We start from the raw sequence: 13,980 nt of genomic DNA, 5'->3' as shown, positions 1-13,980 counted from the left end.
CCCATGACCGCTGAGATCATCCGCGCCTCCGCGGCCGCGCAGGCCGCCGCGCTCCGCGCCGGCGAGGTGTCCTCGCAGGACCTCACCCGCGGCCACCTGGACCGCATCGCCGCCGTCGACGGCGACCTGAACGCCTTCCTGCACGTGAGCAGCGAGGACGCCCTCGCCACCGCGCGCGAGGTCGACACCGCGCGCGCCGCCGGCGAGGAGCTCCACCCGCTCGCGGGCGTGCCGATCGCCGTCAAGGACGTCGTGGTCACCCAGGGCATCCCCACCACGGCCGCCTCGAAGATCCTCGAGGGCTGGATCCCGCCGTACGACGCGACCCTCGTCGAGAAGCTGCGGGCCGCGCGCCTGCCGATCCTCGGCAAGACGAACATGGACGAGTTCGCGATGGGCTCCTCCACGGAGAACAGCGCCTACGGCCCCACCCGCAACCAGTGGGACCGCGAGCGCATCCCCGGCGGCTCCGGCGGCGGCAGCGCCGTCGCGGTCGGCGCGTACGAGGCGCCGCTCGCGATCGGCACCGACACCGGCGGCTCGATCCGCCAGCCCGCGTCCGTCACCGGCACCGTCGGCGTCAAGCCCACCTACGGCTCCGTCTCCCGCTACGGCCTCATCGCCATGGCGAGCTCCCTGGACCAGGCCGGCCCCGTGACCCGCACCGTCGAGGACTCGGCGCTGCTGCACGAGCTCATCGCCGGGCACGATCCGCGCGACTCCACCTCCCTGGACGGCGGCTTCGCCTCCTTCACCGAGGCGGCGCGTCGCAAGGACGTGACGGGCCTGCGCATCGGCGTGATCGAGGAGCTCGAGGGCGAGGGCTTCGACCCCCTGGTGAGGGCCCGCTTCGAGGAGTCGCTGGAGAAGCTGGAGCAGGCCGGCGCGGAGATCATCCGCCTGTCCTGCCCGAACTTCCGCTACGCCCTGGGCGCCTACTACCTGATCATGCCCTCCGAGGCGTCCTCGAACCTCGCGAAGTTCGACGGCATGCGCTTCGGCCTGCGGGTCGTCCCCGAGGAGTCGCCGACGGCGGAGGCGGTCATGAAGGCGACCCGCGGCCAGGGCTTCGGCGACGAGGTCAAGCGCCGCATCCTGCTGGGGACCTACGCGCTCTCGGCCGGCTACTACGACGCCTACTACGGCAGCGCCCAGAAGGTCCGCACCCTGGTGCAGCGCGACTTCGCCGCCGCCTTCGAGAAGGTCGACGTGCTCGCCTCCCCGACCGCGCCGAGCGTCGCCTTCGGCCTGGGGGAGAAGACCTCGGACCCGCTGGCCATGTACCTGGGGGACATCGCCACGATCCCCGCGAACCTGGCGGGCGTCCCCGGCATCTCGCTGCCCTCGGGCCTGGCGGAGGACGGGCTGCCCGCGGGCATCCAGTTCCTCGCCCCGGCCCGGGCCGACGACCGCCTGTACCGCGTGGGCGGCGCCCTCGAGGCGCTGCTCGAGGACGCCTGGGGCGGCCCGCTGCTGGCCAAGGCCCCGGAGCTGAGCGCATCGAACGAAGGGAGCGCCCGATGAGCGCCGTGGAGCTGGTCGACCTCGAGGACGCCCTGGACCGCTACGACCCGGTGCTCGGCATCGAGGTCCATGTGGAGCTGGGCACTGCCACCAAGATGTTCGACGGTGCACCGAACATCTTCGCCGCGGAGCCCAACACCGCGATCACCCCGGTGTCCCTGGGCCTGCCGGGCACGCTGCCGGTGGTGAACCGCAAGGCCGTCGAGTACGCGATCAGGATCGGTCTGGCGCTGAACTGCGAGATCGCGGAGTCCTGCCGCTTCGCCCGGAAGCAGTACTTCTACCCGGACCTGACGAAGAACTTCCAGACCTCCCAGTACGACGAGCCGATCGCGCACGACGGCTGGGTCGACGTGGAGCTCGAGGACGGGGAGATCGTCCGCGTCGAGATCGAGCGCGCGCACATGGAGGAGGACGCCGGGAAGAACACCCATGTGGGCGGTTCCACCGGCCGCATCCAGGGCGCGACCCATTCCCTCGTGGACTACAACCGCGCGGGCGTGCCCCTGGTGGAGATCGTGACGCGTCCGATTCCCGGCACGGGGAAGCGGGCCGCGGAGGTCGCCGCCGCCTATGTGCGGACGCTGCGGGACATCTTCCGGGCTCTCGACGTCTCCGAGGCGCGCATGGAGCGCGGCAACGTCCGCGCGGATGTGAACGTGTCCCTGCGCACCTCGCCCGAGGCGCCCCTGGGCACGCGCACCGAGACCAAGAACGTCAACTCGTTCCGGTCGATCGAGCGGACCGTGCGCTTCGAGATCTCCCGCCAGGCGGCGGTGCTCGACGCGGGGCGGGCCGTGATTCAGGAGACCCGGCACTTCCATGAGGACACCGGGCACACCTCCTCGGGCCGTGTGAAGTCCGATGCCGAGGATTACCGCTACTTCCCGGAGCCGGACCTGGTCCCGGTCGCGCCGAGCCGCGAATGGGTCGAGGAGATCCGCGCCTCCCTGCCGGAGCTTCCGGCGGCGCGCCGCCGCCGGCTGCTGGGTGAATGGGGCTTCACCGACCTCGAGATGCGGGACGTGCTGAACGCCGGCGCCCTCGACCTCATCGAGCGGACCGTCGCCGCCGGGGCCTCCGCGCCGAGCGCGCGCAAGTGGTGGACGGGCGAGCTGGCCCGCGTCGCCAACGAGCGCGAGGTCGAGCTCGACGCCCTCGGCGTCAGCCCCGCGCAGGTTGCGGAGCTGCAGGGCCTCGTGGACGGGAAGAAGATCAACGACAAGATCGCCAAGCAGGTGCTCGGCAAGGTCCTGGGCGGTGCCGGCGATCCCGCCGCGATCGTCGAGAAGGAGGGCCTCGCGGTCGTCTCCGACGACTCGGTGCTCACCGCCGCTGTCGACCAGGCGATCGCCGACAACCCCGGTGTCGTCGAGAAGATCACCGGCGGCAAGGTCCAGGCGATCGGCGCCCTCATCGGCCCGATCATGAAGGCGACCCGCGGCCAGGCCGATGCCGCCCGCGTCCGCGAGATCATCCTCGAGAAGCTGGGCGTCACGGAGGGCTGAGCGCCCGCACGGCCGGCGATGGTCGTGCACGGGACATGAGCGGCTCCCGCCCTGCACAGGCAGGGCGGGAGCCGCTCATCAGTCGAGGCAGAACTCGTTGCCCTCCGGATCGGCCATGACGATGAAGCCGGCGCTCATCGGCGCCTCGGGCTCGAACCGGCTCAGGCGCCGACCGCCCAGGGCGATGAGGCGCTCGCACTCCTTCTCGAGGACGGCCATGCGCTCGTCCCCCTGCAGCCCCTCGGCGGTGCGCACGTCGACGTGGACCCTGTTCTTCGCGACCTTGTCCTCGGGCACGCGCTGGAAGAAGAACCGAGGGCCATGGCCCTCGGGGTCCTCCAGGGCGGAGGCGCTGTTGCGCTGCTCTTCGGGCACGCCGGAGCGCTCGAGGAACGCGGCCCAGGCGGCGAGCGGATCGTCCCCCGGGGCGAGCTCCACCCCGGGCGGGCCGGGGTGCACGTAGCCGAGCACCTCCTTCCAGAACGCCGAGAGGGCCGCGGGATCGCGGGCGTCGAGGGTGATCTGGATCGTGGCGCTCATGGTTCCTCCATCGGACAGGGCGGTCTGTGCGGTCCGTCGTTCGAGCCCATCCTCGCGTACCGGGCGGACAGGAGCTGTCCGCAGATCGCGGGCCCTCGTCCGAGCGGATCCCGGGGAGTAGTGTCCCGGCATGGACTACACCGACATCCCGATCCAGGAGTGCCTGCAGGGCCCCGAGGCGGCGATGCTGCTGTTCGCGCTGGACCGGGTGCACCGGCAGTTCGCCTGGAAGTCCGGCGGTCTGGACGCGCGGCAGCTGTACGCGAAGCATCCGCCCTCGGGCGTGAGCATCGCGGGGACCCTCGTCCATCTCGCGAAGGTCGAGGAGATGTGGACCGCCTCCGCGGCGGGCCGCGAGCCCGGCCCGCCGGCGCGAGGAGACCGGCCCTGGGAGTCGTACGACGCCGAATGGACGGATGCGCTCGACGCGAGCCCGCAGGAGCTCTACGAGCTCTGGTACGGGACCATCGCCCGCTGCCGCGCCGAATGGGCAGGGCTCGTCGCCGACGGCGGGCTGGATGTGGCCTGCACCGACGATCCCGGCTGGGTCGTGAGCAGGCGTCGTCGCCTGGTGGACATCCTCGAGGAGAACCTCCTGCACACCGGGCAGACGAGCATCATCCGCGAGGCGATCGACGGCCTGGTGGGCAACGACCCGCCGTGAGCGGCCCCGTCCTCGCGGCGGCGCGTCCCGTAGCGTGGCGCAGGTGAACGACGCACACGCTCCCGCCGATGCAGCCGATGCCCCCTGGCGCCGCGCCGCCGCCGCTGCCGGACTTCTCGGCGCGGACGGCTCCCCGGCGCCGACGATCTTCGCGGAGATGACCGCGCTCGCCCACCGCACCGGTGCGCTCAACCTGGGCCAGGGCTTCCCCGACCATGCCGGCCCGGCGGAGGTCACCGAGGCGGCGATCCGTGCGATCCGCGAGGGCGTGAACCAGTACTCCCCGGGTCGCGGCGAACCCGACCTGCTCGCCGCGATCGCCGAGCATCAGCGTCGCTTCTACGGGCTCGATCTCCAGGCCGAGCAGATCCTCGTCACCGCCGGGGCGACCGAGGCCCTGGCCGCGACCCTCCTCTCGCAGCTGCGGGCCGGGGACGAGATCGTCGTCCTCGAGCCCTACTACGACGCCTATGTCGCCCTCGCCGCGCTCGCGGGGGCGCGGATCGTGCCCGTCCCGCTGCGCGCGCCGGACTTCCAGCCCGATCTGGACGAGCTGAGCGCGGCGGTCGGGCCTCGCACGCGGATGATCCTCGTGAACTCCCCGCACAACCCGACGGGCACCGTGCTCGGCCTCGAGCTGCTGGACCGCATCGTCGACCTCGCCCACCGGCACGACGCGCTCATCGTCACCGACGAGGTCTACGAGCATCTCGCCTACGACGTCCCGCACGTGCCGATCGCGACGCGGCCCGGCGCCGCCGAGCGGACCCTGTCGATCTCCTCCGCCGGGAAGGTCTTCAGCGTGACCGGCTGGAAGATCGGCTGGGTCAGCGGCCCGGCACGGCTGATCGAGCAGGTCATGGCCGTGAAGCAGTTCCTGACCTTCGTCTCCGGGGCGCCGTTCCAGCCCGCGGTCGCGACCGGTCTGCGCCTGCCGGACCCGTTCTTCACGGGCCTGCGCGGCAGCTACCGCGCCAAGCGGGACCTGCTGGTGGATGCGCTCGAGGAGGCGGGCTTCACCGTGACCGTCCCCGCCTCCGGATACTTCGCCCTCGCCGATGCCGCGCCGCTGGGCCTGCCCGATGCGGTGGCGGCCGCCCGGGATCTGCCCGAGCGGGTCGGGGTGGTGGCCGTGCCGCTGTCCGCCTTCGCGCGGAGCGAGCGGACGGACCTGCGCAGCATCCTGCGCTTCGCGTTCTGCAAGTCCGATGCGGTGCTGGAGGACGCGGCCGCACGGCTGCGGTCGCTGCGCGCATAGCTGCGCGTGCTCGATCGACGGGTCGGGACGGCGCGGTCACGCTCTGCGGGGTCCGGGAGCGGTCCGCCCGGTCGCGAAGGGTCTCCGGACGATCGGAGGAGGGGATCCCGCCCGCACCGTCAGCGAGGGATGATGCGGTAGCGGCGGTTCGCGAGGCTCGGGTTGGTGCGGCGCACGTCCGCGGTGCGCTGCGGATCGAGGTCGGCGACAGCCGTGCCCTGCTGCTCGCCGAGGCTCGCGAGGGTGACGCCCATCGGGTCCAGGATCATCGAGCAGCCGGCGCCCACGGGCGGGGCGTGATCGGCGGCGATCACGTGCACGGTGTTCTCGATGGCCCGGGCGGTCAGCAGGGTGCGCCAGTGATGCTCCTTCTGCGGCCCGCGCACCCACTCGGCCGGGACGACGAGCACCTCCGCCCCGGCGTCGACCAGGCGCCGCGAGGACTCGGGGAAGCGCAGGTCGTAGCAGGTCTGCAGGCCGATGCGCAGTCCGTCGACGTCGAGCACCGGGGTCTGGTCCGGTTCTCCTGCCATCAACCAGTCGGACTCATGGGTGCCGAAGGCGTCGTACAGGTGCACCTTGCGGTAGGTCGCGAGGACATCGGCGCCGTCGACGGCGATCAGCGTGTTGGCCACACCGCCGTCCTCGGTGTGCTCGACGAGCCCGGCGACGACGACTGCGCCCACCTGGGCGGCGACCTCCTGCAGAGCTGTCGCGAAGGGGCCGTCGAGGGCTTCCGCCGCCGCGGGGGCGTGGCCCGCGAGGTCCGGATGGAAGAACTGGGCGTACTCCGGCAGCACGACCAGGCGGGCCCCGCGCTCGGCGGCGTCGGCGACCGCGGCAGAGGCGGCCGCGCGGTTCGCGGCGAGATCCTCGCCGGGAGAGAGCTGGACGGCGGCGGCGCGCAGGACGGAGGCAGGTGTCATGCTGCGAGGCTACGGCAGAGGCGCCGAACGGTCCTCATGCCCCGTCCCCGCGGTCGCGTCCCAGCTCCTGCAGGAGCTCCACGCGCCGCGCGGCGTCCGTGCCGGCCGCCGGCAGGTAGCTGATGATCCGCAGCTCGGGGGCGTCCTGGGGGAGGAGGTTCACCTGCTCGAACTCGAGGTGTCCCGCCTCCGGGTGCTCGAAGACGCGGCGGCGCGAGGCGAAGCGCTCGACCGCCTGCGCATCCCAGGCGCGCGCGAACTCCGGGCTCTCGGCACGCAGATGCGTGACCAGACGGACGTGCTCCGCCCCGGAGACCCGCCCGCCGGACTCGGCCCGGTACTCGGCCAGGAACCGCGAGCTGGTGTCCTCCCACTGGGGCAGCATCGAGCGCACCCGCGGGTCGAGGTAGATGAACAGCAGCAGGTTCCGCCGCTCCGGCGGGGTGTCGAGCACGCCCGGGAACAGGCCCTGGTAGGCGGTGTTCCAGGCGGCGAGATCCCAGTGCGGGGTCAGCGCGAAGGCCGGCGCCGGGTCCAGGGCGTCCAGCAGCAGCTGCACATGGCCGGGCACCGGCTCCGGTTCGGCGAGCACCGGTCGCGGGTGCGGAGAGAAGCCCGCGAGACCCAGCACGTAGTCGTGCTCGGCCTGGGTGAGATGCAGGTTCAGCGCGACCGCGTCGATCACCTGCCGGGAGGGGTTGATGTCCCGGCCCTGCTCGAGCCACGTGTACCACGTCACGGACACCCCGGAGAGGAAGGCGATCTCCTCGCGGCGCAGCCCCGTCGTGCGCCGGCGGCCCACGGGCGGCAGGTCGTAGTCGGCGCGCACGGCGGCGTTGCGACGTCCCCGCAGGAACGCGCCCAGCTCCCTGCGCAGCGGGTCGGCGGTCGGCATCGGCGCTCCTTCCTGCCGCATCTGTCCCGGGCCACGAAACCTATCAGTCCCAGTACTAGGAGTGAGACCGTCTTGGTGCTCCCAGCGCTGGCGTGGCCTAATGGTTCTCATGCCCCAGCTTCGCTCCCGCACCTCGACCCACGGCCGCAACATGGCCGGCGCCCGCGCCCTGTGGCGCGCCACCGGCATGGAGACCTCGGACTTCGGGAAGCCGATCATCGCGATCGCCAACTCGTACACCCAGTTCGTGCCCGGCCACGTCCACCTCAAGAACATGGGCGACCTCGTCGCCGGTGCGGTGAAGGAGGCGGGCGGCATCGCCCGCGAGTTCAACACCATCGCCGTGGACGACGGCATCGCCATGGGCCACGGCGGCATGCTCTACTCGCTGCCCAGCCGCGACGTGATCGCCGACAGCGTCGAATACATGGTCAACGCCCACTGCGCCGATGCGATCGTGTGCATCTCCAACTGCGACAAGATCACCCCGGGCATGCTCATGGCCGGCATGCGCCTGAACATCCCGGTCATCTTCGTCTCCGGCGGGCCGATGGAGTCCGGCAAGCCCGTCGAGGGCGTGGTCGACCACCGCCTCGACCTCGTCGACGCGATCTCCCTGTCGGTGGACGACTCGGTCACCGACGCCCAGCTCGCGGAGATCGAGGACAACGCCTGCCCGACCTGCGGCTCCTGCTCCGGCATGTTCACCGCGAACTCCATGAACTGCCTCACCGAGGCGCTGGGCCTCTCGCTTCCCGGCAACGGCACCACCTTGGCGACCCACGCTCTGCGCAAGGAGCTGTTCCTGCGCGCGGGCCGCACCATCGTCGAGATGTGCCGGCGCTACTACGGCGAGGACGACGAGTCCGTCCTGCCGCGCAACATCGCCACCAAGGCCGCGTTCACCAACGCCATGAGCCTGGACGTCGCCATGGGCGGCTCCACCAACACGGTGCTGCACATCCTCGCCGCCGCCATCGAGGGCGAGATCGACTTCGGCCTGGACGACATCGACCGGCTCTCCCGCTCGGTGCCGTGCCTGTCCAAGGTCGCCCCCAACGGCACCGCCCACATCGAGGACGTCCACCGCGCCGGCGGCATCCCCGCCATCCTCGGCGAGCTGGACCGCGCCGGCCTGCTGGACCACTCCGTCCATTCCGTGCACTCCCCGGACCTGCAGAGCTGGCTCGCGGACTGGGACATCCGCGGCGGCAGCGTCACGAAGGAGGCCCGCGCCTTCTTCCACGCGGCCCCCGGCGGCGTGCGCACCACCCAGGCCTTCTCCACCACGAACATGTGGGAGGAGCTGGACGTCGACGACGAGAACGGCGTGATCCGCTCCGTGCCGAACGCCTTCACCAAGGACGGCGGCCTGTGCGTGCTCAAGGGCAACCTCGCCGAGGACGGCGCGATCATCAAGACCGCCGGCATCACCGAGGACCTCTTCCACTTCGAGGGCGTCGCGGTCGTGTGCGAGTCCCAGGAGGAGGCGGTCCAGAAGATCCTCGACAAGACGGTCAAGGCCGGGGACATCGTCGTCATCCGCTATGAGGGCCCGCAGGGCGGCCCCGGCATGCAGGAGATGCTCTACCCGACGTCCTTCCTCAAGGGGCGGGGCCTGGGACGCGACTGCGCGCTCATCACCGACGGCCGCTTCTCCGGCGGGACGAGCGGCGTCTCCATCGGCCACATCTCCCCGGAGGCGGCCGAGGGCGGCACCATCGGCCTGATCGAGGACGGCGACCGCATCATCCTCGACGTCGACAAGCGCCTGCTCGAGCTCGACGTGCCGCAGGAGGAGCTGGACCGGCGCCGCGCGGCCATGGGCCCGCTGCCGTGGCGCCCGAAGAACCGCGACCGCACGGTCACCCAGGCGCTCAAGGTGTATGCGCACCTGGTGCGCTCGGCGACGTACGGTGCGACCCGGCGACCGCTGGACTGACCGGCCCTGACCCCGACCGCGATGGCGGCGGCCCTGCTGCGTGCGGGGCCGCCGCCGTGGTCTACTCGCCGAGCGCCGCCGCGTACCGGTCGAGGACCACGTCGGCGACCAGTGGATGCTCTCCCAGCGGCGCGGCGACCGCATCGGCCCCGGCCTCGGCGAGCTGGTCGTGGAAGAACCCGGGCGCCAGCAGGTACGGGGCGATCACGACCCGGCCGCCGGCGGGGGCCGCGGCGGCGCGGGCCCGGTCGATCGCCGCGGGGACGTCCGGCCGGGCCGCGGCGATGAAGCCGAGGTGCACCTCCCGCCCCAGCTCGCGGGCGAGCAGGACCTGCATGCGCTCGGCCATCGTCTGACCGGCCGCCTGCCGGGTCCCGGCCACGGCCATCACCACCGCGTCCCGGTCCTCCAGCCCGGCCTCGGCCAGGCGCTGCGCCATCACCTGTGCGAGGCGGGGGTCGGGCCCCAGCGGCTCGGTCGCGACCGCGGACCGACCGGCCACCGCCCCGCCGATGTCCTCGGCGACATGGAAGCCGGTCGAGAGCAGCAGCGGCACCACCACCGCGGTCGGCGCCTCCGGCTCCCGGGTGCGGACCTCGGAGAGCGGGGCCGCCAGCTCCCGGACCGCGTCGCCGACCGCGGGCAGCTGCACGTCGACGTACGCCTCCCGCACCGGGAGGTCCGGCCGCAGCGCGCGCACCCGCATCAGCAGCGCACGGACCACGTCGCGCCCGGCCCGGCTGCGCGTCCCGTGGGCGCAGCCGATGAGCACCGGCCCCGATGCAGGCCGTCTCGCAGCGGGGGAGGGCTCGGGCGGAAGCGCCTCGCGCCCGGAGCCGCGGCGGGGCTCCTCGAGACGCGGCGGCGCCAGGAAGCCCTCGGCGGCGGTGCGGCCCACGACGATCACGGCGGGGGAGCCGATCCCGGCCGCCCGGACGACCTCCACGATCGTCCCGATGCCCCCGCGGACGGTCCGCTGCCCCGGGAGCGTCGCCTCCTGCACGACCGCGACCGGCGTGTCCGCGTCGATCCCGGCCAGCAGCGCCTGCGCGACCAGCCGGGGCAGCCACTCCACGCCCATCATGAGCACGGTCGTGGTGCCGGGATCGCGCAGGGCCGCGAGATCCGCCGGTCCCAGGTCGCCATGGGCGTTGACGATGTGCGTCGCGACGGCGGCGCCCCGATGCGTGACCGGGACGTCCCCGGCGGCGGGACCCGCGATCGCGGAGGTCACCCCCGGCACCACCTGCACGTCGATGCCGGCGGCCCGGGAGGCCAGGACCTCCTCGCCGCCGCGGCCCAGCACGAACGGGTCCCCGCCCTTGAGCCGCACCACCCGGTGCCCGGCCTCCGCCTCCGCGACCAGCAGCTCGCCGATCCGACGCTGCTGCATCGTGTGCCGGCCCGGGGCCTTGCCGACCTCGATGACCTGCACGTCCGGGCCCAGTAGACCGGTCAGCGTCGACGGACCCAGACGGTCCACGATCACGACGTCGGCCTGCCGCAGCAGGGCGAGACCCCGCACCGTGATGAGGTCCAGCGCCCCGGGGCCCCCACCGACGAGGGCCACCTGCCCCGGCCCGAGGACCGCGCCCGAGAGCGCGGCGACGTCGGGAAGCGTCCCGCTCATGCGTCCTCCTCAGGCTCCTCGGCCTCCACGAGGGGGCGCGGCTGCACGGAGACCAGGACCCGGCCCGCCCGTACCTCGGCGTCGTGCACGGCGATCGGCAGCAGCTGCCCGCCGCCGGCGTCGAGGACCGCACCGGTGCCGAGATCCCAGACCTGCTTGTACATGGGGGAGGAGAGCGTGGACACGACCCGGGGCTCCTCTCCCGGGGGTGCCGGCAGCGCATGGCTGCCGACCAGCCCGCGGGAGAGCACATTGGCCCCCGAGTACGGGTCGCGCTGCTGGACGGCGTGCACCGTTCCGTCCTCGAGCAGGAAGAGGGCGACCTGCCGTCCGGCGACGAGCGCCGCGCAGCCGCGCTCGGGTGCGAGGTCCGCGACCGCGCACACCTCCACCATTCCCGGAGCCGACGGGTTCTCGATGCTCATGACAGGTCCTCCTGCTCGGGTCCGGCGATGCTCTGCAGCACCAGGTCACGTGCCCGGCGCGGATCGGGATCGGAGATCGGGTCGCCGGGCCCGGCGGGGCGGACCTGCCCGCGCTCGGGGACGTAGGCGAGGTCCGGATCGGACACGTCCGGTGCGTTGATGAAGCTGACGAACTTCTTCAGCCGCTCGGGGTCCTCGAGGGTCTGCGCCCATTCGTCGGTGTAGGTCTCGACGTGGCGCTCCATCTGCGCCTCGAGATCCTCGCCGATGCCGAGGGAGTCCTCGACGATCACCCGGCGCAGCTCCTCGAGGCCGCCGGGGCGCTCCTCCACCCAGCGCGCCGTGCGCTGGAGGCGGTCCGCCTCCTGCACGTACAGCATCAGGAAGCGGTCGATGCAGCGCACGAGCGCCTCGTCGTCGAGGTCCTCGACGAGCAGCTGCGCATGGGCCGGCTGCACCCCGCCGTTGCCGCCGACGTACAGGTTCCAGCCCTTGTGCGTGGCGATCACGCCGACATCCTTGGCCCGGGCCTCGGCGCACTCGCGCGCGCAGCCCGAGACGCCGACCTTGATCTTGTGCGGCGAGCGCAGCCCCCGGTAGCGCCTCTCGAGGCGGACCGCCATGGTCGTCGAGTCCTGCACTCCGAAGCGGCACCAGGTGCGGCCCACGCAGGACTTCACCATCCGCAGCGACTTCCCGTAGGCGTGGCCGGACTCGAGGCCCGCGTCGACGAGCCGCCGCCAGATCGCGGGCAGCTGATCCAGGCGCGCCCCGAACATGCCGATCCGCTGGGCGCCGTTGAGCTTGAGGTAGAGCCCGTAGTCCTGAGCGACCCGCGCGAGTACGAGCAGCTGCTCCGGGGTGACCTCCCCGGCCGGCATCCGCGGGATCACCGAGTAGGTGCCGTCCTTCTGGATGTTCGCCATGACGTGGTCGTTCGTGTCCTGCAGCGCCCCGAGCTGGGTGCCCACCGGGCTGTGGAGCTGCCCGGAGGTCGAGCCCAGAGTCGACAGGATCGAGGCCACCGTGGGGCGGCACACCGCGCACCCGCGGCCCGTCCCGAACGCCGCGACGATCTCCGAGAACGTGCTGTGGCCGCCGTCCTTGACCAGCTGGTAGAGCTCGCGCCGGGAGACCGGGAAGTGCTCGCACAGGGCGCGGGAGACGGTGATGCCGTTCTTCTCCAGCTCCGTGTTCAGCAGCTTCGTCAGCGTGGGCACGCACGAGCCGCACACGGTCCCGGCGCTCGTGCACGCCTTGATCGCCCCGACGGTGCGGGCGCCCTGCTCGGTCACGGCGGACCGGATCGTCCCCGCGGCGACGTTGTTGCAGGAGCACACCACCGCGTCATCGGGCAGGTCCATGTCGCTCATCGCGGTCCCCTCGGGGGCGATCAGCGCCGACGGGTCCGCGCCCAGACGGCGGCCGATCATCGGCCGCAACTGCGAGAACAGCGAGATGTCGCCCACCAGCACACCGCCCAGCAGCACCTGCGCGTCATCGGACATGACGAGCTTGCGGTACATGCGGTGGACCGGATCGACGAAGCTGACCTCGAGCGCGCCCGCCGTGACGGCATTGACGTCCCCGAAGGCCGCGGCGTCCACGCCCACGCCCTTGAGCTTCGTGCCGTCCTCGGCGCGCCGATGCGTGCGCTCGCCGCCGAGGAAGCGATCGACCACGACATCGGCCATGTCATTGCCCGGGGCGATGAGCCCGGCGCAGGAGCCCTGGAAGGAGGCGCATTCGCCGATGGCCCAGATCTGCGGGTCCGAGGTCTGACACGAGTCGCCCACCACGACGCCGCCGCGCTCGCCGATCGCGAGCCCGGCCTCGCGGGCGAGGCGGTCGCGCGGGCGGATGCCGGTGGAGAAGACGACGACGTCGGCCGGGAGGGAGGTGCCGTCGGTCAGCTCCGCGGTGCCGATGGGGCCGTCCCCCGCGGGCAGGAAGCGGGCCGCGCCCACACCGGTGCGCACCGCGATGCCCTGGTCCTCGATGAGCAGGCGGAGCATCTCGCCGCCGCCCTGGTCCAGCTGGACCGCCATCAGCCGGTCCGCGAACTCGACCACGGTCACCTCCGCGCCGAGGCGCGTGAGCGCCGCGGCCGCCTCGAGGCCGAGCACGCCCCCGCCCACGACGATGCCGCGCGCGGGGCGCCCGAGGGCGGCGCCGCGCAGAGCCGTCCATTCGGCCAGGCGCTCGACGTCCTCGAGGGTGCGGTAGGAGAAGGTGCCGGGCAGGTCGCTGCCCTCGGCCCGCGGAGCCCAGGCCCAGGAGCCGGTGGCGAGCACGAGCCGGTCGTAGGGGACGACGGCACCGGAGGCGGTGGTCACGGTGCCGGCCTCCCGGTCGATGCTCGCCGCCGGATCGCCGGTCCGCAGCGTGATGCGCGGATCGTCCCAGACCATCGGGTCGAGCGTCAGCAGCTCGGGGTTGCGTCCCACGAACCAGTTCGACAGGTGGACCCGGTCGTAGGGAGGCCGAGGCTCCTCTCCGAGCAGGGTCAGCCGCCAGGTGCCCTCGGGGTCGAGGGCTCGCAGGCGCGAGACGAGGCGGTGACCGGTCATCCCGCCGCCGATCACGAGGATCCGTTCGCCCTCCAGCGGCGGGGCCGAGGGGGCGGGGGACAGCGGGGAGGTGGCGGGGACGGTGCTCATGGGTGCTC

11 protein-coding genes are annotated in these 13,980 nt (G+C 72.8%); 5 read left to right on the top strand and 6 right to left on the bottom strand.

The annotated features are described in order from the left end of the window. Positions 1-3 precede the first annotated feature (3 nt). Together gatA and gatB are read left to right on the top strand one after the other, a co-directional pair. Entirely contained in the window at positions 4-1,524 is a 1,521-nt protein-coding gene (gatA, locus tag ACFFF6_RS05335) for an Asp-tRNA(Asn)/Glu-tRNA(Gln) amidotransferase subunit GatA (RefSeq protein WP_376978901.1), read from the top strand. After that, positions 1,521-3,032, top strand: a complete 1,512-nt coding sequence (gatB, locus tag ACFFF6_RS05330) for an Asp-tRNA(Asn)/Glu-tRNA(Gln) amidotransferase subunit GatB (RefSeq protein WP_376978899.1) — start codon at positions 1,521-1,523, stop codon at positions 3,030-3,032. Before gatA ends, gatB begins: the two co-directional genes overlap by 4 nt. A gap of 78 nt (positions 3,033-3,110) precedes the next feature. On the opposite strand, the gene ACFFF6_RS05325 is transcribed toward gatB, so the two are convergent. After that, positions 3,111-3,572, bottom strand: coding sequence for a VOC family protein (locus ACFFF6_RS05325; protein ID WP_376978897.1), 462 nt, complete (start codon positions 3,570-3,572; stop codon positions 3,111-3,113). Positions 3,573-3,702: 130 nt separating this feature from the next. On the opposite strand from ACFFF6_RS05325, the gene ACFFF6_RS05320 reads away from it, so the two are divergent. Together ACFFF6_RS05320 and ACFFF6_RS05315 are read left to right on the top strand one after the other, a co-directional pair. Continuing rightward, entirely contained in the window at positions 3,703-4,236 is a 534-nt protein-coding gene (locus ACFFF6_RS05320) for a mycothiol transferase (protein WP_376978895.1), read from the top strand. A 43-nt stretch (positions 4,237-4,279) separates the two neighbouring features. Next, positions 4,280-5,494 carry an aminotransferase class I/II-fold pyridoxal phosphate-dependent enzyme gene (locus tag ACFFF6_RS05315; RefSeq protein ID WP_376978893.1) on the top strand — a complete coding sequence of 405 codons (1,215 nt, stop codon included), beginning with the start codon at positions 4,280-4,282 and terminating at the stop codon, positions 5,492-5,494. Positions 5,495-5,613: 119 nt separating this feature from the next. Here ACFFF6_RS05315 and ACFFF6_RS05310 read toward each other — a convergent pair whose 3' ends face one another. Together ACFFF6_RS05310 and ACFFF6_RS05305 are read right to left on the bottom strand one after the other, a co-directional pair. Continuing rightward, positions 5,614-6,420: a carbon-nitrogen hydrolase family protein gene (locus tag ACFFF6_RS05310; RefSeq protein ID WP_376978892.1), complete on the bottom strand. Its 807-nt coding sequence runs from the start codon at positions 6,418-6,420 to the stop codon at positions 5,614-5,616. 34 nt (positions 6,421-6,454) lie between these two features. Then, positions 6,455-7,315, bottom strand: a complete 861-nt coding sequence (locus ACFFF6_RS05305; protein ID WP_376978890.1) for a helix-turn-helix transcriptional regulator — start codon at positions 7,313-7,315, stop codon at positions 6,455-6,457. Between the two features lie 109 nt (positions 7,316-7,424). On the opposite strand from ACFFF6_RS05305, the gene ilvD reads away from it, so the two are divergent. After that, entirely contained in the window at positions 7,425-9,257 is a 1,833-nt protein-coding gene (ilvD, locus tag ACFFF6_RS05300; protein WP_376978888.1) for a dihydroxy-acid dehydratase, read from the top strand. Between the two features lie 61 nt (positions 9,258-9,318). Here ilvD and cobA read toward each other — a convergent pair whose 3' ends face one another. The 3 genes from cobA to nirB are packed head-to-tail and all read right to left on the bottom strand — an operon-like array spanning position 9,319 to position 13,972. Then, positions 9,319-10,887, bottom strand: coding sequence for a uroporphyrinogen-III C-methyltransferase (gene cobA, locus ACFFF6_RS05295; protein WP_376978887.1), 1,569 nt, complete (start codon positions 10,885-10,887; stop codon positions 9,319-9,321). Then, complete coding sequence (locus tag ACFFF6_RS05290; RefSeq protein ID WP_376978886.1) at positions 10,884-11,312, bottom strand: nitrite reductase small subunit NirD; 429 nt, start codon at positions 11,310-11,312, stop codon at positions 10,884-10,886. The genes cobA and ACFFF6_RS05290 overlap by 4 nt, the downstream gene beginning before the upstream one ends. After that, positions 11,309-13,972, bottom strand: a complete 2,664-nt coding sequence (gene nirB, locus ACFFF6_RS05285; protein ID WP_376978884.1) for a nitrite reductase large subunit NirB — start codon at positions 13,970-13,972, stop codon at positions 11,309-11,311. Before nirB ends, ACFFF6_RS05290 begins: the two co-directional genes overlap by 4 nt. Between the last annotated feature and the right edge of the window lie 8 nt (positions 13,973-13,980).

Source organism: Brachybacterium hainanense, from assembly GCF_042434575.1.
Lineage (GTDB): Bacteria > Actinomycetota > Actinomycetes > Actinomycetales > Dermabacteraceae > Brachybacterium > Brachybacterium hainanense.
The sequence above is the reverse complement of the archived record's forward strand: the minus strand, read 5'-3'. Positions and strand labels throughout refer to the sequence as shown.